Here is a 20,182-nt window from a genome sequence, read left to right as displayed (position 1 = left end):
GGAGAAATCCCGCTGCCCCTTTTTCTTTTTATACCCCACCCCCCAAAGGCCCCGGCCACAGACGCCAAAGCAAAGGCCCCAACCTAAAAGGATGGGGCCTCAAGTATGGTAACATGAAATGCTATATTTCTATTCCTTTCTTCCAGCAACAGCTGTATAAAGATCCTCTTCCTTATAATATTGATTCGCCAGTTCAAGTAATTCCGGTGCCGTCACGGTGCGTACAGTAGTTACATACTTATTGTAATGGTCCGGAGAGAGTTGGTGCAGCGTGATGCGCTTGTACCTGTCGCACTGGTCGAAGATGGTAGAAATATCATTAAGGAATTTGCCTAACATGTAGTTTTTTACCGTGTCGAGTTCTTCTGCCGGAATCTCCTCCTGTTGTAGTAGCTTTATTTCCTTTACGACCTCTGCTATTGTATTGTCTGTCACTGCGTAGTTCACATCAGTGCCTATATAAAAAAGGCTGTCCTGCTCTTTTGGGGAGATGACCGAGTGGATACCATACGTATAGCCCTTATCTTCCCGGATGTTGCGCATCAGCCTGGAGCCAAAGTATCCGCCGAACACTTCGTTCAGTACAAGCAGCTTTTGATAATCAGGATGGTCTATTTTGGGAAAACGCCTGCCAATGCGAATAGAAGACTGCAGACTATCTGCAATAGGTACAAGTTTATACTTTTCTTCACCAGTTATACTTGGTACAGGCGCAGTTGCTGAAGTAGCAGAAGGCTCTAATTGCAAGGCGGCTATTTCTTGCTCCAGCTGTTTCTGTAGAAGATCATCAATAGCGCCACAGGCAAACACTTCCAACTCCTGGGATACAAACCTGTTTCGGTAATACTGCTCTACCTCCTCTTTGGTGATAGCCTCTAGCACGCCTTCATCAAATCCAAAAGTATAAGGATGGGAGCCACCGTATACTTGTTGCGTAAAGCTATGAGTAGCCAGGTAATTATTCTTCTGTCGCTGCACCTTCAGCGACTGGATGGTGCGCTGCTTTAGCAGGTTAAACTCCTCTTCCGGGAAGGCTGGGTTCTGCAGCACGTCCAGCACCAGGGCCAGCAGTTCAGAAGTATACTTGGCCAGGCAATAAAGCGTGAATTCAGTGCGGTCGTAGCCGTGGTTGTTATCAAAGGAGGCGCCGTAGAACGCTACTTTGTCAGCTATTTGCTTGGCCGTATGGTTAAGCGAGCCCTCCAGCAGCATCTTTGCTGCCAGGTCGGAGGCACCTTTCTTCTCTTCGAACCATTTACCGGCCTTAAAAACAAAATCCAGCCTGATGACAGGCTGGGTTTCGCTTTTGATAGTATGCAGTCGGGCTCCATTGCGCAGGTGTGTTACCTCGGCTATCTGGATACTAACGGCATCTATTTCATATGTTTCAGGAGCTTTTGTTCTATCAAGCATTCTTAATATTTAGTTTACTATTCAAGGTTAAGGGCAAGTGTGAAGCGCCAGGTGTCGGCGAGCGGGTTACCCTGATCGTTCGGGATGAGGTAAGCAGCATCCAGGCCAAACTTCTGGTAGCGTATGCCCAAACCGGCCGAGAAGTATTTTCGGGCGCCTTTGTCCGGGTGCTCGTAGAAGTAACCCACACGCGCTGCGAACAACTCATTATACCAATACTCCACCCCCGTGGAAAAGTTTACTTCCTTAAATTCTTCGCTGGCACCGCCTTCCGCATCGCCAAAAGAGGAGAAGATACCGCCGATCACGCTTTGGTCGGTGTCTGCACCAGGCGATGGCACCAGCAGCTTGTTGGCGTCAACCAACAGGGTAAGCGAGTTGTATGCATCCAGGTTATACTTTATGGCGGTTCCCAGTTTCAGGTTTGTGGGCAGGAAACTTTTATCCTCATCCTCGGAGTAGGCGATCTTGCCACCGATGTTGGAGATGTTGGCTCCCAGGGCCAGGTTCAGGTTCTGGCTTAGGTCCCTGTTGTAGTATACGCCCACATCCACAGCGGCTGTGTTGCCCGGCTGCGACTCCGTGTTACTGCCGCTCACGTTCACATCACCGGCCAGGTTGGAGTGAATGTAGCGGGCGGAGATACCAACGCTGAAGTTCTCGCTAAGCGCCTGGCCATACGACACAGCCACGGCATACTCTTTCGGGTTGTAGTTCTGCAGTGGGTTTTGCTGCGCATCTATGAACTGGATCTCGCCCAGGTCGAAGTACATCAGGGAGACAGAGAGCGCCGACGTCTCATTCAGTTTCTTGTAGCCCGACAGGTAGTTCAGCGACATGTCATCCACGATGTTGCGCAGCCACGGGGAATAGGAGAAGGAAACGCTCAGGTCGTTCTGCACAAAGCCCAGTTTGGCAGGGTTCCAGTAAGACGCGTTGGCATCGGGTGATGCAGCCACACCGGCATCGCCTAAAGCTGCCGAGCGGGAATCAGGCCCTACGGTCAGGATAGGAACCGCGGTGGTAACGGCGTTCAGATCAGAGCCGGTGGTTGTTGCAGGCGGCGTTGATTGCGCGAACGCAGCAGGCGCTGAAAAAAAGGCGAACGCAAACGCGGCTACCTTCAGTATCTTACTATTTTTCTGCATAGGAAGGGTATAGATGACTATATCAAATATAGAAAATATGTACTACTGTTCTAGTTTATAATTATAAGTTTCTCAAAATCGGAGGCTTTCGCACCATCCCGCAACGACCGCACAGTAACTCTATAGATGTAAACGCCCGGTGTCAGCATATCATTGTACGCATCCCGGCCATTCCAGGAGATTTCTGCTACGCGCGTTTTGCTGTTGTAGCTGGTTGTTTGCAGCGTCTTCATCAGCTTGCCCGACATATTGTAAACCTGCACCTGTACTTCCAGGTCATCACCGCCCCTGTTATGGTCAAAGAGAAAAGTTGTTTCTGTTGAGAACGGATTCGGGTAGTTGAGTACATGCTTTAACGCAAGATTAGCATCATTAGATACATAAAATTCTATATAGCCTTCCGACGAGTTGTTATGCGTATCCCAGGCCTTGAGGCGGATGGTGTGCCTGCCCGGCGAAAGGTCTTTTAAAGTATACCTTACCTCGCCTTGCTGGTAGCTGTCCGGCGCAGAAGTATAGTAATCGTTCAGGACCACCAGCGTATGCTGCTCCTCGTCCAGCACAGCCGTAATCTCGTGGCCTATGCCAATGCCAGCCGTGTTGATGCCGCTCTCGTCGAATAGCCGGGCCAGCAGCGTAGTGGTCTCGCCGGTAAGGCCGCCAGACACGAAGGAATCATCATCCATGAACAGGTTGATACCTGGGGGAGTGGTGTCTATGGCAGCGTCTTTTGCCGTGCCGCCAATAACGATTCCCTGGGTAGCGCCTAGGGCATCCTGGGTGCTGTTGCTGGCATACAGGCTTATCTTTCCCTGTCCGTACTGGTAGGTGATATCCTTCGGCACGACAAAGCTTACCTCAAACTGACCCTGCCGCACGCTGGCCCTGCCATCGTAAAGTATACTTTCACGCACCTGCACCGGCACTTTGGGGCTGCCTTCATCTCCCAATGTTTGAAGCACGGCCGGCTTCTCGTATACTTTCAGGTGCAGGGTGCCGGAGAAATCGCTGGCCAGGCTGCCGGAACTGGTTTGCACCTGCCCCTTTAGGGTAACTTTTGCTAAGGCGCTCAGGGTGTCGGCCGTAACCTCCCTTCCGTTTATACTTGTGATCCGGGCCTCCAAGCTCGGGTAAGCCAGCTGCATGGAGGGGTCGGAGAGGAGGGAGAAGTTGCGGTTGTTTACGCCCCTGGAGCCGCTTACATTGGCCAATATACTGTTGTTCTTGGTCAGCATCACCAGGTCGCCGAGGCGGGGCATGCGCCCGTTTATGGGCGTAAAGGCGGCACTGTAGAAGTTCCGATTGAGCACGCGGTTGCCGTTGGAGTACACCGGGCGGGTGGTGGTGAGCAGGCCAACTGCGCCCCCTTCGGCATGCAGTAGCGCCAGCTCCGCGCCCGACGGCCGGCCCGGGTCGTCGTAGCGGCCGAACTCGCAGGTGGCGGTAAGCAGAAAGGTGAGGTTATCCTTGTTCTTCCAGTTACTGATCTGCGGCAGCGTGAGCACCTGCTCCGAGGCCCAGCTTACCTCATTGCCGTGGCCGGTATAGTTGGTGATCAGCGATCCCTGCTCCACGGCTTTATCCAAAGCGGCAGAGGCTTCCGGCACGCGCTGCCCGTTGGCCACAGCCTGCTGGGGGTACAGGTCGATGTATACTTTGTTGGGGGTATACTTGGGTTGATGGGCCACAAGGTAGTTGGCCAGGAACTCGGCGTCGTTCTGGTGCTCGTTGTAATCGCCATCATCAGCCACAAAGGTTATTCTACTGCGCCAGCTGCCAAAGTGGCTCGGGCTATCATAGTTGATGATCTTACTGACCATAGTAGCTGCCTCTGCTACTGTCCGGGCCGGAAGCCTGCCGATGCCGATGTCCAGTAAATGATCTCCCTGCGCATTTTCCGCCCACTCGCCTTCGTCCTCATCCAGAAAACCAAAGTAATCCTCAGAGCTATAGCTCGAAATCGGGTGCAGCGACTCCCTGGACTCATACACCGGCACCAGGTTGGTGTTATTGCGGATGCGGTCTTTGTAGTCGTAGGAGGCATCGCCGAAAAGCAGCAGGTACAGCACATCGCCCTCCGGTTTGCCGCTGCGGTTGTAGAGCATGCGCATAAAGTCGCGGATGGCGGTAACGTCCTGGGCCCCGGAGGAGAACTCGTTGTATACTTGCTGCGTGGTCACCACCTGCACCTCCATGCCGCTGTGCTGCGCCCGGTGGCTGGCCAGCCGCTGCGCCTCCTGCAGGAAAGCCGGGTGTGTCACGATCACAAAATCGAGGGAGCCACTTTGGTTGAGGCTGTGCAGGTTCTGGTTTTCCACACGGCCCACGGGGATGGGTTTGCTGCTGATACTCTGGAACACCACAAACTCGCGCAGCAAAGCAGTAGCCGTACTGAAGCTGCCATTGGTGTGCTGCTGACTTACAGGTAGGGCCGGGTTAGTGACATCCCAAATCGTAGCGTTGGCAGGCGCATCGGCAATAGCAAAGCGGCTGACGGGCTGATTTGTGCTTTGGATGGAGCGGAAGGCGGTTTGCTCACCGGAGAGTTTCAGCTGGCGCTCGTAGTGCAGCTCCAGGTAGTTCAAATAGCCCATGGCCGTGGAACTGCCGCCGGGGCTGAAATTGACCGTAGCCGTAAACCCGTTGCCGTTGCCAAGGCTTTGCTGGTTTATACGATAGGTTTTGGTGCTGTTGATGCCCTCGGGATGATACTTTTGGGTGCCGCGACCGGCAATGTCCTGCGTGCCGAGGGTTTGGTTGTTGAGCTGCACCATAAAGCTGCTACCGGTGGGGGAGTTGGCCATCAGCGCCGCTTCCAGCTGCACCTCCGTGCCTGCCACTACATCCGAGGCCGGGAAGTTGAAGCTACGGCTCGTCTGAAAAGAGTTGAACTCCTCGCCATACCACTCCCGGCCCGAGAACACCATGTTCTTCAGGTCCTGCTCATGAAAAAGCCGTTCGTTGTAGCTGGTTATACTTTGGGCTGGCCCTGCTGCCTGCCCGCGTGTGGCAATGCGTGCGCCGGGGCTGTGGTTGATGCGCAGGAAATAAAAAGCGGTGTCGGAGTAGACGTTATACGCGTGGCGGAAGCGCTTTTCGGCCTCGTCATACTTCCAGGCGTGAGGCCCCTGAGCGTAGAAAAGTATAAAGTCGGTATCATCAAACTTACCGTCTTCTTCGCCTACCACCGTGATGGCGTTTTCCTGCAGATCGTCGGGGCGGGGGGCGCTGTTGGGCTGGGGCAGTATGCCGCCGCCGTTGCCGTAAAGCTGGATTTTCCGGGAATCTATACTTTGGGGAGAGATGCCGAGCGCCTGCAGTACACTTTTATCAATCTTGTAGACGCCGCTTTTAGTAACGGCTAGTTTGTACCACTCGCCCTCGCTGAGCACCGAATTACCGGAGAAAGAAGTGGCGGCAGTGGTCTGTGCGGCAGCGTTCGTCAGGCAGGTAAGCAGACAAAGGGTGCATGCATAAACCAATCGCTTGTGCCACATCATAAGCAAGTATAAATTATGAAATGCTGCCTGCCCTACTTTAACGTATGGGCAGGCAGCATCCTTATAGCCTCATCAAAGATACGGCTAAAATGTTGGAATACAGCGGGGTCTATACTTGCTTCAGCTCGAAAGTATAAGACTCCATGATCAGGTTGGCCAGCAGCTTGCTACAGGCTTTCTCCACCTTCTCGCGGGCAATCTCCTCCGTCTCCGCCTCCAGGTTCAGGGTAATGTGCTTGCCAATGCGCACGTCGTCTACCTGGTCCAGGCCGAGGTGCTCCAGGCCCAGCAGAACGGCTTTGCCCTGTGGGTCGAGTAACTCAGGGCGGGGCATTACGTTGATTTCAGCAACAAATTTCATGATGTATGGGATGTTTTTTTGATGATAGACAATAGTACGTACAGCAGAATGATCAGCGGTATGGCTGCGAATTTAAGCATAGCTGCCAAGATAACCGCCAAGCCCAGGAAAATAAAGCGCACGGCGTTATCCTGCCATGTAAAGTTCTTGAACTTGAGGGCAAACAGCGGCAGCTCCGCCACCAGCAGGAACGAAAGTATAACCGTTAGCGAAAGCAGCACCACCGGGTTCAGGATGATCTCAAAGGCCAGCAGGCCCTCCGTGTCGAGAATCAGCGGCAGCGAGGCCACAAACAGCGTGCAGGCCGGTGTGGGCAAGCCAATGAAGGAGTCGGTCTGGCGGGTGTCGATGTTGAACTTGGCCAGGCGCAGCGCCGAGAAGATCGTGATCAGGAAGCCAAAAAAGGGCAGTATATCCGCAGGGATGCCCGGCACAGAAGCCTCAGCGCGTTGCAGCAGCATGAACATCACCGTGCCCGGCACCACCCCAAACGATACCATGTCGGCCAGCGAGTCGAGCTGCTTGCCAATTTCGGAGTAGGCGTGCATCAGGCGGGCCACCATGCCGTCCAAGAAATCGAACACGGCGGCCAGGCCCACCAGGTAAGCAGTGGTAACCAGTTCTCCTTGAAAGGCAAAGTACAGCGCCAGGCAACCCGAAAACAGGTTAAGGCAGGTGATGGTGTTCGGGATGTGTTTTTTCATGCAGCAGGTAGGGCGGCCGGGTTACCGCAGAAACGGGTTATACTTTTTCTCGTAGCCGATGGTGGTCTCCGGGCCGTGGCCAGGGTATACCGTCACCTCGTCGGGCAGCGTGAAAAGCTTTGTTTTTATACTTTGGATGAGCGTGTCGAAGTCGCCGCCGGGCAAATCGGTGCGGCCTATACTTTGGCGGAACAGCACATCGCCGCCGATCACGGTTTTGTCTGCCTGATTATAAAACACCACATGGCCCGGTGCGTGGCCCGGCGTAAAGAGCACCTCCAGCTCCGTGTTGCCGAATTTTATACTTTCGCCTTCCTTCAGGTAGGAGGCAGGCAGTTGCTCGGCATACAGCGGAAAGCCATAGTTAGCCGCGTAGGTCGGCACCGAACGCAGCACCTGCTCATCCTCCTGGTGTATCTCCAGCCCCACGTTGTAGGTATCAGCCACAAACTTGTTGCCCAGCACATGGTCGATGTGGCAGTGGGTGTTCAGCAGGCGCACCACTTTCAGGCTGTTGTCGGCAATGTACTTTTTCAGCTCCTCCTGCTCCTGCCGCTCGTAGCAGCCGGGGTCTACCACCACGCACTCTCGGGTGTCGTCGTGCAGCAGGTAAGTGTTCTCCTGAAAGGGGTTAAACGTAAGGCAGGTAACCTTCATAGCTTTCTTTTCTTGATGATCGGGTATGCGCAAAATCGTGCCTCTAAGTTACTAATTTACGCGGTACATCTCGTACCTTGGCCCTATGAAATACGATTTTATAGTGGTGGGCCATGGCCTGGCCGGCGCCATTCTGGCCGAAACCCTGCGCAGCCGTGGCAGTAAGGTGCTGGTGATCGACGAGCCCAAGGAGAACTCCGCCTCCCGCGTGGCGGCCGGTCTGCTGAACCCGGTGGCGGGCAAGCGCTTCGCCAAATCGTGGCTGGCTGATGCGTTTATACCTGCCGCCAATGCCTTTTACGAGGCGCTGGAGGCGCGCTACGGGCAGCAGCTGTTCTTCCACAAGCCTATCTATAAGATCTTCTCCTCCATAGAAGAGCAAAACACCTGGATGGCCAAGAGCGCCGGCGACAACTGGGGCGATTACATCCTGGCCACGCATACCCAAAGTATAAACCAGCCGGGCATCGATGATCCCTTTGGCGGCATCATGATCGGGCGGGGTGGTTTTTTGCACGTGTACGCCCTGCTCGACCTGCTCACCGAGGACCTGCTAAAGCAGGAGTTATACTTGCCCGAGCGGTTTGATATGGACGAGCTGCAGCTAACGGAGAGCGGGGTGAAGTATAAAAGTATAGCGGCCGATCAATTGATCTTCTGCGAAGGCTACCAGGTGGTGCACAATCCCTACTTTAAATGGTTGCCCATCCAGCCCACCAAAGGCGAAGTGCTGGAGGTACAGGCGGAGCAGAATTTCAGCCCGGAATGCATCTATAACAAAGCCGTTTACGTTGTTCCCGAAGGAGCGGGGCGCTTCATCATCGGGGCCACCTACGACTGGCGCAATCCCGACGAGGAGCCAACGCCGCAAGGGCAGGAGGAGCTTTCGGAACGCTTCCGGCAGATCACTTCAAAGCAGTTTAAGGTAACAGGGCATTGGGCAGGCATACGGCCGGCCGTGCGCGACCGCAGGCCCCTGGCAGGCACGCATCCCAAGTATAAACAGCTGAGCGTGTTCAACGGAATGGGCTCTAAGGGCGTGCTGATGGCGCCGTACCTGGCGCAGCGTTTTGCCGCCGCCCTGGCCGGCGAAGAGGAGGTAATGCCGGAGATACACATTTTTAGATATTTATCGTTATATTACGCGTATACAGACCAACAGAACCAGCAACCTTAAGCGCATGCGTCTTACCTCCAGATTTCTACCGCTGTTCATCCTTTGCCTCCTGGCGGCTTCTGCTGTGCAGGCGCAGCCTAATGTAGATGCGTTTGGCAAAAGCCGGATACAGTATAAGAACTTCGACTGGAAGCTCTACAGCACCCAGAACTTTAACGTGTACTTCTACCAGGGCGGGCAGGAGGGGGCTATAAACGCAGCGGCGTATGCCGAGCGGGAACTCAAGCGCATCACCAGCCTCATCGGCTACTATCCTTACGCCAAGATCACGCTCATACTTTACAACTCCCCCTCCGACCTGCTGCAGAGCAACATCGGCCTCAACAACGACCAGTACCAGACCGGCGGCGAAACGCTGTTCATGAAGAGCAAGATTGAACTCGCTTACGGAGGCACCCAAACAGAATTTAAGCACGACCTGAACTACCAGCTCACGGAGCTGCTGATGAACGACATGATGTATGGCGGCAGCCTGAAGGAGGCCCTGCAGAGCAGCTACCTGCTGCGCCTGCCTGAGTGGTTCATCACCGGGGTATCAGCCTACACGGCAGAGGGCTGGAGCCTGGAGATGGACAGCTACATGCGCGACATGCTGCTCAAGCAGCAGGGAACCCCGAAACCGGAGAAGATTTTCCTCAAGAGCCCCAGGCTTACCGGCCAGAGCGTGTGGAACTACATTGCCGAGCGCTACGGCTACACTGCCATCCAGAACATCCTCAACCTGACCCGCATCACCCGCGACGTGGAGATCGGCATAACCAGCAGCCTGAACATCCCTTACAAGCGCTTTCTGCAGGATTGGTACAACTACTACGTGCAGATAAACACCAGCTCGGAGAGCCCCCTGGTGCAGCTGCCGGAGGGGAGCAAGCTGTTTAAGAAGAACAAGGAAGGCCACTTTTACGGCAAACCCACACTAAATCCGGACGGCACCATGCTGGCCTACGTGAAGAACGACAACGGCATCTTCAAGATTTTTGTGCAGGACGTGCGCTCGGGCAAGGACCGCGTGGTATGGCGCGCCGGCTACAAGAACCTGGACCAGCGCGTGGACTTCGACATGCCGGTGCTGGCCTGGCGCTCAAACGCGCAGCTGGGCTTCATAGAGTCGAGGAGAGGGAAGATCGTGCTGCGCCAGGTGGATGCCCGCAACCGCTATTCCTTTGTGCCGTTCTACGAGAACCTGACCACGCCTGCCGCCACGCTGGAGCAGTTCGTGCACGTAAACAGCATGGACTACGCAGAAGATGGGCAGTCTATCGTCATCAGCGCCGTGCGCAATGGCCAAACCGATTTGTTCATACTTAATGCTAATGGGCGGCTGCAGCAACAACTCACGAACGACATCTTCGACGACATCGATCCGGTGTACCTGCACCATAACGGAGGCATCGCCTTCAGCTCCAACCGCTGGCAGGATACCGCCGCCACAGCCGCAAAACCCGACTTCAACAGCATAGTCAACAACTACGATATCTTCCTGCTGCAGCAGGAGGGGCCGGACGGCAACGTGCGGCAGCTCACCAGCTCCATTGCCAGCGAGGTAAGACCGCGCCCCACTGCCGATGGCAACCTGGTATACCTGGGCGAGGAAAGCGGCATACGGAGCGTGTACCGCTACGACCTGGGCACCGGCGCCAGCACGCCGGTTACCAACTTTGTGCAAAGTATAGAGCAGTACGATTACGTGCCGTCGGCCAATGTGCTGGCGGTGGTGGCCGCCGATGAGGGCAATAGCTTTGTATACCTGCTGCCAAACTACGCCGCTTCCACGCTGGACGCGCTGCCAAAGACCTCCCGCCAGATCATACTGGAGACCCGCGCCCGCACCACGCAGGAGGCCGCTGCCGCTGCCACGCGCCGCAGGCTGCTGGAGCAGGAGAAACGCACACAGGGCACTGTACGCGAGGAGGGGGAGATCAACATAGAGGATTATGAGTTTAACGATGCCCAGCGGCAGGCGCAGCAGCAAAAGCGCAACACGGCACCTGTGCGCAGGGCCGGCAGCAGCAGCAACGGCATAGACTTATTGGGCCCGCTGGACTACGACCTGCGCTTCAGCGTGCAGGAGATCATCACCTCGGTACATGCCGACCCGTTGCTGGGCTTTGGCCTGGTGGCCGGCGTGGAGATGGCGGACCTGTTCGAGAACCACCGCATCCGGGGCACGGCCTTTATGCGCACCGACTTCGAGACGAACAACTTCTTTGCCGAGTACATGAACCTGACCAGCCGCGTGGACCTGGGCGTGCAGTTTGAGCGCTCCACGCTGCGCGGAAGCCTCCTGAACGCGCCCGGCTCTATCGTGAACTTCACCAAAAACGAGCTGACGCCGGTGTTGAAATTCCCCTTCAGCCATAGCACCAGCCTGCACCTGAAGCCAAAGTTCGTCAGCACCCGGTTTACCTTTAAGAACGATTTCTCGATTCCGGACACGGTGGAGACTTTCTGGGGAGGCAATGCCGAACTGGTGTATGACAACAGCGTGATCACGGGCGTGAACCAGCGGGAGGGAACCCGCTTTAAGGTAGGATTTATGGCCTTGAAGGGCTTTGAGGGCTCGCAGGGCGATTTCAACAAGTTTTATGCGGACTTCCGGCATTACCTGAAAATTCACCGCCAGATCATACTTGCCACGCACGTGAGCTACGGCAGGTTCTTCGGCAACTCGGCCAAGAAATTCCTGATCGGCGGTATGGACAACTGGCTGCTGGCCGACGAGGACGATGAGGCAGAGCTGAACGACGTGCAGGTAAATTCACCGGCCGACCTGTTTTATCTGGAATACGTCACGCCGCTCCGGGGCTTTAACTTTAACGTGCGCAGCGGCAGCAACCACCTGCTGGCCAACGCCGAGCTGCGCATTCCCATTGTGCAGTACCTGTACAATGGCCCCATTGGCTCCGGCTTTTTCCGTAACCTGCAGCTCACGGCCTTTGCCGATGCCGGTTCTGCCTACAGCGGCGCCAACCCCTTCTCGGGCGATAACTCCATCAACACGCGTATCACCGGAGGCTCCACAGGGCAGCTGAATGTGGACAAGTTCGACATCACGGTGATCAACTACCGCAACCCCTTCCTGGTGGGGTATGGCTTTGGCGCCCGCACCACGCTGCTGGGGGTATACGGCAAGCTGGACGTGGCCTGGGGCGAGGCCGAGGATAACCGCGTAGGCCCTAAGTTCTACGTAACACTGGGCTACGACTTCTAAAGACAACCACACCACCGGATGAACCGCAAAGCCAAACGTTTTGGCCTGGGCACGCTGCTGTTGCTGGGCCTGCTGGCCGCCTGGATACACATGGCCGACAAAAACTATGTGTACAGAGCCCTTGTCTACAACTTCGCCGATATAGATGATAACACTATTTTTGAGCAGCGCGAGATAGCAGCACCCGCCGCCGGGCAGCCGTGGCCGCTGGCAGAGAAGTATAACCGGGTAGAGCAGCCATCGGAACTGAAGCAACTGCACAAGGAACTGGAGTCGGTGGCGTTTCTGGTGGTGAAGGATGATTCCATACTTTACGAACAATACTGGGACGATTACTCCGGGGAGTCGCTGAGCAACTCTTTCTCGATGGCTAAAAGCATCGTGAGCATGCTGGTGGGTGTGGCGATAAAGGAGGGGAAGATTAAAAGCGTGGAGCAGCCCGTGGGCGATTTTCTGCCTGATTTCCGGAAGGGCGATAAGGCCAGGATCACGATAAAGCACCTGCTGTGGATGAGCTCTGGCCTGAATTGGGAGGAATCCTACGTCAACCCCCTTTCCATGACAACCGAGGCTTACTATGGCTCCGACCTGGAGAAGCTCATCAAGCGGCTGGATGTGGAGGAGGCGCCGGGGCAGCGCTGGTCCTACAAAAGCGGCGATACGCAGGTGCTGGCTTTTGTGCTGCAACAGGCCACCGGCAAAAGCCTGAGCGCGTACGCCGAGGAGAAACTGTGGAAACCGTTGGGCGCTGCCTGGGACGCGGAGTGGAGCGTGGACCAGCCAGCAGGCATCGAAAAGGCCTACTGCTGCTTCTTCTCCAATGCCCGCGACTTCGCCCGCCTCGGCCGGCTATACCTGCAAAACGGCATCTGGAACGGCGATACCATCGTGCCGCCGGCGTATGTCAAAGCCTCGCTCACCCCCAACGGCCTCACCAACGCCTCTACCGGTAAAAAAGTAGACTTCTACGGCTACCAGTGGTGGCTGATGCCCCACTACAAGGGGCAGAATATCTTTTACGCCCGCGGCATTTTAGGACAATACCTGATCATGATACCGGAAAAGAACGTCGTGATCGTGCGGCTGGGCAAGCAGCGCGGCGAGCGCGTGGGCGAGCACCCCGGGGAGGTGATGACCATGATCGATGCGGTGAACAAGATGGTGAAGTAAGTATAGCTAAGACTTTGTTATACTTCTCTGAGAACGGGCCATCAAATATGAAGTATAAAGTATAAATCCCGCTGCCATTCATACTTTGAACAGCAGCGGGATTTATACTTTTGCACCGGTTATACCTTACGAGAGCTTGTCGGTAACCACGGCATAGTGCGGGTCTTCCAGGATGTTCACATCAATTACCTGCGCGGCATTTTTGAGCAGCAGCCGGCAATCCGGGCTCAGGTGTTTCAGGTGCAGTTTTTTCCCGGCTTTCTGGTACCGCTCCGTCAGTTTGTTCAGGGCCTCTATGCCCGACATGTCCGCTACGCGGCTTTCCTTAAAATCAATGATCACCTCCTGTGGGTCGTTCTGCACATCAAACTTCTCGGCAAAGGCTGCAACAGAGCCGAAAAACAGCGGTCCGTAAATCTCATAATGCTTTACCCCATTTGCATCCACATACTTTCTGGCCCTGATGCGCTTGGCACTTTCCCAGGCAAATACCAGCGCCGAGATGATGACCCCAATCAGCACGGCCAGGGCCAGGTTGTGTAGCCAAATTGTGATAACAGCCACCAGTATGCCTACAAACACATCCTGTTTCGGCATTTTGTTGATGATCCGGAAGCTGATCCACTCGAATGTGCCAATGGCCACCATCACCATTACCCCTACCAGCGCCGCCATCGGAACTTGCTCAATAACAGGGGCGCCAACAAGTATGATTACAAGTATGGTAAGGGCCGCCACAATACCCGCCAAACGCGCCCTGGCCCCAGCCGAGAGGTTCACCAGCGTTTGCGCGATCATGGCGCAGCCGCCCATCCCGAAGAAAAAGCCGTTCAGCAGGTTGGCGCTGCCCTGGGCTATACTTTCGCGGTTGCCATTGCCCCGGGTGCCGGTAATCTCGTCCACCAGGTTCAACGTCAGCAAGCTTTCCGTGAGCCCTACGCCGGCCATGATCAGGGCATAAGGAAAGATAACCTGCAGCATCTCCAGCGTGAGCGGCACCTGCGGGATATGGAAAGGTGGCAGACTACCGCTCACGGCGGCAATGTCCTGCACCAACTTGGTGTCGATGCCAAAGCCCAGCACTACCCCAAATACTACCATAATGGCGACCAATGATGGCGGAACAGCTTTGGTAACGCGCGGCAGCAGCACAATGATGGCGATCGTCAAGGCTACCAGCCCGAGCATGGTCCAGAGGGCGGAGCCTGTTAACCATACTTCCTCCCCGCCAGCCACGGCCTTAAACTGCTCCATCTGCGACATGAAAATGATGACGGCCAGGCCGTTCACAAAACCATACATCACCGGCTGCGGCACCAGGCGGATAAACTTGCCCAGCTTAAACAAGCCCACCAGGATCTGCAGAACACCAGCCAGCGCCACGGCCGCAAACACATACTCCAACCCATGCGACTGCATCAGGGCGATCAACACGACCGCTGTGGCGCCCGCCCCGCCTGAGATCATGCCTGGCCGACCACCGAAAACTGCCGTTACCAAGCCCATGATAAAGGCGGCGTACAGACCCACCAAAGGGGGAAAACCGGCAAGTATAGCGAAAGAAAGAGACTCGGGAATCATGGTCATGGCGACCGTGAGGCCCGCCAACACCTCAATTTTATAATCGACTTTTTGGCTGAAGTCGAACAGCCGGAGGTATTGCTTCATGGTATGGATCGGGAAATATCGGAGCGGGGAACGGTGAGGGCAGCAGGGGCAAACGTTTTCTTGCCACGCCTCCTAAGGCGCTAAACTATAAACTGTTATGCTGCACCAGAGGAAGTATGGCACAGGCATCAACACCCCCAAAACCTTGGGAAACCCGCTCTTAAAGTATAAAATAGGGTAAAATAAAAGAACAGCCGCTGGTGCAGCTTGCTATTTGCCGTTACAGCAGAAAAGTATACTTGGCCAGGCAGAATCAAGGCGGGGTAAGCGGCATAAGGTATAGCGTCTTTTTATTGGGCTACAAAAGTATGGAATTTCTGCTTAAAAGCATGAGGTAGACCAGCAGCGTTGGTTTACCTAAGGAAGCTGGCTGTTTTTATAGAAGCCAAAAAGCCCCGGCTAATTGCTTAACCGGGGCTTTTTGGCTCTTAAAGTATGATTTAGCTAAACTAGGCGTTCACCAGGTTCAGGATAGACTCAAAAATAGCGCGGCCATCGGTGTTGCCCAGTTCCGGGTCCACGGCGCGCTCCGGGTGCGGCATCATGCCGAACACGTTCTTCTGCTCGTTGCTTACGCCGGCAATGTTGAGCAGGCTGCCATTGATGTTGTAGATGTCGTGCGTGTCGGCGATGTTGCTGCTGTACTTGAACATGATCTGGTCGTTGTCCTCCAGCTTGCGCAGCGTTTCCTTATCGGCGTGGTAGCGGCCTTCGCCATGCGCCACCGGAATTTTATAAGCCTTTTTCAGGTCCAGGTTGCGCGTGGGCAGCAGGTTGGTGGTAACCGGCCTGATGTACACGTTGTCGCAGATAAACTTCTGGTTGGCGTTGCGCAGCAGGGCGCCCGGCAGCAGCCCGGCCTCCGTCAGTATCTGGAAACCGTTGCAGATGCCCATCACGTAGCCGCCGCGGTTGGCGTGCTGCACCACCTCCTGCATAATAGGGGAGAAGCGCGCAATGGCACCGGAGCGCAGGTAGTCGCCGTAAGAGAAGCCACCTGGCAGCAGTATAAAATCACATCCTTGCAAATCGTGGTCTTTGTGCCACAGCTTTACGCATTCTTGCCCCATGCCAAGGCTTATGGCATCAACAAGGTCTTGGTCGCAGTTGGACCCCGGAAAAACGACTACACCAAATTTCATGGTTCAAAGTTAAGGAATTTCTACGTGCACCGCACACAATTAGCAACGGCTTTTAACCAGCTTTAGCACCGCTTGCTGCACAATTTTAAAGAATTATACCTACTTTTGCCAAAGTATCATTTTATAAAGAGCTTATGTTGCAGTCCATGACAGGCTTTGGCAGTGCCCGCCTCGATGCCGACCAGTATTGTATCTCCGTAGAGATCCGCTCGCTCAATTCCAAAAGTATGGACCTGAGCGTGCGCACGCCAAAAGTACTATCCGACAAGGAGTACGAGATCCGGAACATGGTGCAGAAGGCGCTGGTGCGGGGAAAGGTGAGCGTAAACGTGGAGCTTACGAAGAACAAAACGCAGAAGGCGCGCAACACGGTGAACAAGGAGCTGCTGAAGGCCTACTACACCGACCTGAGCGAGGTAGCCGACCAACTGAGGGCCGACAAGGGAGAGCTGTTCAGGCTGGCCCTGCACATGCCCGAGGTGCTGCAGCAGGAGGAGCAGGACGAGGAAACCGCTGAGGCAGAGTGGAGCCTGGTGCAGCCGCTGCTGCAGGAGGCGCTGCAAAGTATAAACATCTTCCGGGCCGATGAGGGCAAGGCGCTGACGGCAGAGATCATGTCGTACATCGACCGCATCCGTATCCTGCTGTCCGAGATAGAAAAGCATGACCCGGTGCGCATGGAGCAGATCCGTACCCGCATCCGTGGCCACTTGGCGGAGATATCCACCTCCGAGCATTTTGACCAGAACCGTTTTGAGCAGGAGATGATCTATTATATGGAGAAGCTGGACATAGCCGAGGAGAAGGTGCGCCTGGTAAACCACCTGCACTACTTCACGGAGACGGTGTACCTGCCGGAGCCAACCGGCAAGAAGCTGGGCTTTATCTCGCAGGAGATCGGCCGTGAGATCAACACCATCGGTTCCAAAGCCAACGACGCCACCATTCAGCATCATGTGGTGGAAATGAAGGAGGAACTGGAGAAAATAAAAGAGCAGATCAACAACATCCTGTAAGTATAACTTGCAAGTATAAAAGCCGGAGGCGCTGTAACATTGTTGCAGCGCCTCCGGCTTTTTAGATTTATGGCTGATGATTAATGTGCTTCTGTCGTCATCAGCTCCTCTGCAAAGTCAGTTATCAACCTGAACACCTCCGGGGATTTGGTGAGCGGCAGCTGGGCGGCGTGGTCCTGCGGGTTGTGGTAGGCGGCGGTTCCGCCCAAAGTATAAAAGAAGAACGCCGGCACGCCAGCCTCTGAGAAAGGGTAGTGGTCGGAGTTGGCGGCCTTGCCCCGGCTCTTGATCTGGGGCAGGTAGTGGTGCTGCCCGTTGAGGTGTTGCAGCAGTTCAAACTCCTGCGTATGTACCTGGCCGTTCACCACCATCAGGCCATCGTCGCCGGTGCCCAGCAGGTCCAGGTTCAGAAGGAAGGAAATTTGTTTGAGCGGGAAAAGCGGGTTTTGTACGTAATGGAAGGAGCCGAGCAAACCGGCCTCTTCGGCGGCAAAGGCGATAAACAGCATACTATACTTGGGTTGGTTTTCGGGGCGGCTGTAGTGCTGCGCCAGCTCCAGCAGCATGGCGGTGCCGCTGGCGTTGTCGTTCGCCCCTGGGAAGTATACTTCCCTGCCCTGGCTCCCCAGGTGGTCGTAATGTGCGGTAAACACCAGCACCGAGTCCGGCTGTTGGCTTCCCCGGATAAAGCCGATCACGTTCTGCGCCTGGTGCTGCGGGTTCAGGTCGGCCAGCACCTCAAAGTATACTTTCTTCGCCTGCTGCGGCCATGCGCGCTGCAGCACCTCCAGCACCGGCACCACCTCCTGCTGCCTGGCTACGGTGGTGAGCAGGTTGTTGGGCTGAAGTATGATATGCACTTTTGCCTGCTGCAGCAGTTGCTGGTAATGCGCCGGTAGCCCGGCCAGCCGCTTCTGCTCCCGCTGCGGGTATACCAGGGCTACTTTAGAGAAATCCTTGCGAAAGAACCTTTGGGCTGCTTTGGCGTCGCTAAAGATGAGCGTATCCAGCGGCAGCACGTTGGCCTTTCCTGCCCCCGAGCCGGAAGCGGAATTTGCCACAAAATCCTGCCCCGGCACCAGCGCCTGCCCGTTTACCTGCAGCTGCGGCGTCTCCACAATGCGGTTCACCGGAAAACGGAATTTCTGAAAGTATGAATCTCCCGCAAAAGGTTTCAGGTCCATCTTCTTAAAGCTGTTTTTAATATACTCCGCCGCCTTCAGATCCCCATCAAAAGTATAGCCCCGGCCATACATGCTTTTGGAGGTAAGGGTGTCCACAGTTTGGCGTACCCGCGCCATGTCCTGCGCCGGCAGCAGGGTAGGGGCAACCAGGCCGAGCAAGAGGAGGAAAGTATACAGCTTGTTCATGGAGCTAAGATAGGGGATAATCCGGAGTGTGAGAGCAAGGGTCCAACCAGCCCTGGTTTCACCCCACCCCAGCCCTCCCCTAAGAACAGGGGAGGGAGCTAGTACCGGGTCGAACCACCCCTGCCCCTCAGAGCTACGCTCGCTACCTTCGAACTCGCGCTCTCGATAGTCCAGGAGGGGAACTCTGTAACTGCTATAACCAAAGTATAAATTCTATAGCTGCTGGTACCGCTCGGACAGGTCACGACCTGTCCCTACAAAGTATAATCTCCCCCCTCTGGAGAAGGGAATACTACACTTATTATACTTTTTTGTCATCTCAAATGAAATGAGAGATCTATCCGAAATTCTAAATAGATCTCTCATTTCATTCGAGATGACAAAAGCTGTGGCTATCGAACTGATACCCAGTCCTTGGGTTGAGCGCCTTGTGAGATCCGGTGCCCGTCAAGGGCAGCCGTAGCGCAGCGGAGGCAGGAGGGAACACAGCGCGATGCCAAAGGACGAGCCCTCTCGGGCTTGAGAGCACCAAAGTATGAGATGAAACAAGTCGCTTGTAAGGCTGGAGGATGAACGGAAGCTAATAAGGATAGCTTAGTAAAAATGGAAGGAAGCAACGGCTATGAAAGTATAGCCAAAGTATAAAAGGCACAAGCGGACGCTTGCGCCAGCAGAAGTAAAAAGTATAGCCGAAGTATAAGTATGGCTTTTCAAGCTAGTCGAGTTACAAACTCGATATCATAAAAGGACACAAGTCTGAAGACTTGCGCCAGAGAGGTTGGGGAGTATAAAAGTATAAGTCGAAAGGAAAAGTATAAACAGCGGCTGAAACCTGCTTACACCCTACTACCACACATAAATCAGCTTGAACAGCACAATACCCAGCAGGCAGCCGATGGTGTTGGCGAGTACATCAATAATATCACCTTGGCGGCCATTGATAAAGAGGTGCTGCAGCAGCTCAATGGAAATACCGAAGAGGGTGCTGATAAGAAGGCTGGTGCGGACAGCGTAGCGGTGCAGTTTGGGGTAAGTAAACTGCTTGGACATGCCCACGATCATCAGGAAGCAAAGCACGCAGAACATAAAAGCGTGCGCAAAGGAATCGAAAGAAAGAAGATCCCAGGCAGTGAAAGCGGAGGGAAGGGAGGAAGAGGGCAGCAGTGTCGTCAGCAGGATCACTGCTGCCCACATAATGGTGAATAGGTTGTAGCGAAGGATCAAAACTACTCCTATACGTTAGCGTTATTGACCGATCGCCTCGCGGTAACCTTCAGCTGTCAGCAGGTCGGCTACCTGGCTTGTGTCACCTATAGACATTTTAATGATCCAGCCTTCGCCATAAGGATCAGAGTTCACCAGCTCGGGGTTGTCCTCCAGCTTCGCGTTGAACTCCTGCACCGTGCCGCTCAGTGGGCTAAACAGGTCAGAAACAGTCTTAACGGCCTCTACTGTGCCAAACACATCGTTCTGGTTGATGTCCTTGTCTACCGTGTCGATGTCAACGTAAACGATGTCGCCAAGCTCGCTCTGAGCAAAGTCAGTGATGCCAACGTAAGCTACGTCGCCTTCTACGCGTACCCACTCGTGGTCTTTGGTATACTTTAGGTTTTCAGGTAGGTTCATGTGATATGTGTTTTTAGAT

Annotated in this window: 15 protein-coding genes; 4 read left to right on the top strand and 11 right to left on the bottom strand. The window is 54.8% G+C overall.

The window, feature by feature from the left end; all coding sequences use genetic code 11:
- Window positions 1-129: 129 nt before the first annotated feature.
- From A3841_RS02245 to A3841_RS02220, 6 genes are all read right to left on the bottom strand, one after another.
- Window positions 130-1,413 (bottom strand): M16 family metallopeptidase, encoded by a 1,284-nt coding sequence (locus A3841_RS02245; RefSeq protein ID WP_073850636.1) that lies wholly within the window; start codon window positions 1,411-1,413, stop codon window positions 130-132.
- A 17-nt stretch (window positions 1,414-1,430) separates the two neighbouring features.
- Window positions 1,431-2,561 (bottom strand): type IX secretion system outer membrane channel protein PorV, encoded by a 1,131-nt coding sequence (porV, locus tag A3841_RS02240; RefSeq protein ID WP_073850635.1) that lies wholly within the window; start codon window positions 2,559-2,561, stop codon window positions 1,431-1,433.
- A 50-nt stretch (window positions 2,562-2,611) separates the two neighbouring features.
- On the bottom strand, window positions 2,612-6,061 hold the full coding sequence (porU, locus tag A3841_RS02235) for a type IX secretion system sortase PorU (RefSeq protein ID WP_083610142.1): 3,450 nt from the start codon (window positions 6,059-6,061) through the stop codon (window positions 2,612-2,614).
- Window positions 6,062-6,170: 109 nt separating this feature from the next.
- Window positions 6,171-6,422, bottom strand: a complete 252-nt coding sequence (gene purS, locus A3841_RS02230) for a phosphoribosylformylglycinamidine synthase subunit PurS (protein WP_073850633.1) — start codon at window positions 6,420-6,422, stop codon at window positions 6,171-6,173.
- On the bottom strand, window positions 6,419-7,126 hold the full coding sequence (gene pssA, locus A3841_RS02225; protein ID WP_073850632.1) for a CDP-diacylglycerol--serine O-phosphatidyltransferase: 708 nt from the start codon (window positions 7,124-7,126) through the stop codon (window positions 6,419-6,421). The genes purS and pssA overlap by 4 nt, the downstream gene beginning before the upstream one ends.
- 21 nt (window positions 7,127-7,147) lie before the next feature.
- Entirely contained in the window at window positions 7,148-7,783 is a 636-nt protein-coding gene (locus A3841_RS02220) for an MBL fold metallo-hydrolase (protein WP_073850631.1), read from the bottom strand.
- 85 nt (window positions 7,784-7,868) lie between these two features.
- On the opposite strand from A3841_RS02220, the gene A3841_RS02215 reads away from it, so the two are divergent.
- From A3841_RS02215 to A3841_RS02205, 3 genes are read left to right on the top strand one after another with little or no spacing between them, the layout of a single operon-like run.
- Entirely contained in the window at window positions 7,869-8,960 is a 1,092-nt protein-coding gene (locus A3841_RS02215) for an NAD(P)/FAD-dependent oxidoreductase (protein WP_073850630.1), read from the top strand.
- A gap of 4 nt (window positions 8,961-8,964) precedes the next feature.
- Entirely contained in the window at window positions 8,965-12,171 is a 3,207-nt protein-coding gene (locus A3841_RS02210; protein WP_073850629.1) for a hypothetical protein, read from the top strand.
- An 18-nt stretch (window positions 12,172-12,189) separates the two neighbouring features.
- Window positions 12,190-13,341, top strand: coding sequence for a serine hydrolase domain-containing protein (locus A3841_RS02205; RefSeq protein ID WP_073850628.1), 1,152 nt, complete (start codon window positions 12,190-12,192; stop codon window positions 13,339-13,341).
- Window positions 13,342-13,467: 126 nt separating this feature from the next.
- Here the strand turns inward: A3841_RS02205 and A3841_RS02200 are convergent, their stop codons facing one another.
- Together A3841_RS02200 and purQ are read right to left on the bottom strand one after the other, a co-directional pair.
- Window positions 13,468-15,009: a SulP family inorganic anion transporter gene (locus tag A3841_RS02200; protein WP_073850627.1), complete on the bottom strand. Its 1,542-nt coding sequence runs from the start codon at window positions 15,007-15,009 to the stop codon at window positions 13,468-13,470.
- A gap of 449 nt (window positions 15,010-15,458) precedes the next feature.
- Window positions 15,459-16,151 (bottom strand): phosphoribosylformylglycinamidine synthase subunit PurQ, encoded by a 693-nt coding sequence (purQ, locus tag A3841_RS02195; protein ID WP_073850626.1) that lies wholly within the window; start codon window positions 16,149-16,151, stop codon window positions 15,459-15,461.
- Between the two features lie 134 nt (window positions 16,152-16,285).
- Here purQ and A3841_RS02190 point away from each other — a divergent pair, with 134 nt between their 5' ends.
- Window positions 16,286-17,167, top strand: coding sequence for a YicC/YloC family endoribonuclease (locus tag A3841_RS02190; protein ID WP_073850625.1), 882 nt, complete (start codon window positions 16,286-16,288; stop codon window positions 17,165-17,167).
- Between the two features lie 80 nt (window positions 17,168-17,247).
- Here A3841_RS02190 and A3841_RS02185 read toward each other — a convergent pair whose 3' ends face one another.
- From A3841_RS02185 to gcvH, 3 genes are all read right to left on the bottom strand, one after another.
- A complete protein-coding gene (locus tag A3841_RS02185) occupies window positions 17,248-18,537 on the bottom strand; it encodes a M28 family metallopeptidase (RefSeq protein WP_073850624.1) in 1,290 nt (429 codons plus the stop codon).
- 846 nt (window positions 18,538-19,383) lie between these two features.
- Window positions 19,384-19,761 (bottom strand): VanZ family protein, encoded by a 378-nt coding sequence (locus tag A3841_RS02180; RefSeq protein ID WP_235861258.1) that lies wholly within the window; start codon window positions 19,759-19,761, stop codon window positions 19,384-19,386.
- Window positions 19,762-19,782: 21 nt separating this feature from the next.
- Window positions 19,783-20,163 carry a glycine cleavage system protein GcvH gene (gene gcvH, locus A3841_RS02175; protein WP_073850622.1) on the bottom strand — a complete coding sequence of 127 codons (381 nt, stop codon included), beginning with the start codon at window positions 20,161-20,163 and terminating at the stop codon, window positions 19,783-19,785.
- Window positions 20,164-20,182: the final 19 nt, after the last annotated feature.

Origin of the sequence: Pontibacter flavimaris (genome assembly GCF_001907195.1) — a bacterium.
Taxonomy (GTDB): domain Bacteria; phylum Bacteroidota; class Bacteroidia; order Cytophagales; family Hymenobacteraceae; genus Pontibacter; species Pontibacter flavimaris.
Note: the sequence above shows the minus strand (reverse complement) of the source record. Positions and strands in the feature narration are given on the sequence as shown.

Coding starts and splice junctions, on each gene's coding strand:
- A3841_RS02245 (WP_073850636.1), bottom strand. CDS start 1,413: ATGCTTGATAGAACAAAAGCTCCTGAAACATATGAAATAGATGCCGTT.
- porV (WP_073850635.1), bottom strand. CDS start 2,561: ATGCAGAAAAATAGTAAGATACTGAAGGTAGCCGCGTTTGCGTTCGCC.
- porU (WP_083610142.1), bottom strand. CDS start 6,061: ATGATGTGGCACAAGCGATTGGTTTATGCATGCACCCTTTGTCTGCTT.
- purS (WP_073850633.1), bottom strand. CDS start 6,422: ATGAAATTTGTTGCTGAAATCAACGTAATGCCCCGCCCTGAGTTACTC.
- pssA (WP_073850632.1), bottom strand. CDS start 7,126: ATGAAAAAACACATCCCGAACACCATCACCTGCCTTAACCTGTTTTCG.
- A3841_RS02220 (WP_073850631.1), bottom strand. CDS start 7,783: ATGAAGGTTACCTGCCTTACGTTTAACCCCTTTCAGGAGAACACTTAC.
- A3841_RS02215 (WP_073850630.1), top strand. CDS start 7,869: ATGAAATACGATTTTATAGTGGTGGGCCATGGCCTGGCCGGCGCCATT.
- A3841_RS02210 (WP_073850629.1), top strand. CDS start 8,965: ATGCGTCTTACCTCCAGATTTCTACCGCTGTTCATCCTTTGCCTCCTG.
- A3841_RS02205 (WP_073850628.1), top strand. CDS start 12,190: ATGAACCGCAAAGCCAAACGTTTTGGCCTGGGCACGCTGCTGTTGCTG.
- A3841_RS02200 (WP_073850627.1), bottom strand. CDS start 15,009: ATGAAGCAATACCTCCGGCTGTTCGACTTCAGCCAAAAAGTCGATTAT.
- purQ (WP_073850626.1), bottom strand. CDS start 16,151: ATGAAATTTGGTGTAGTCGTTTTTCCGGGGTCCAACTGCGACCAAGAC.
- A3841_RS02190 (WP_073850625.1), top strand. CDS start 16,286: ATGTTGCAGTCCATGACAGGCTTTGGCAGTGCCCGCCTCGATGCCGAC.
- A3841_RS02185 (WP_073850624.1), bottom strand. CDS start 18,537: ATGAACAAGCTGTATACTTTCCTCCTCTTGCTCGGCCTGGTTGCCCCT.
- gcvH (WP_073850622.1), bottom strand. CDS start 20,163: ATGAACCTACCTGAAAACCTAAAGTATACCAAAGACCACGAGTGGGTA.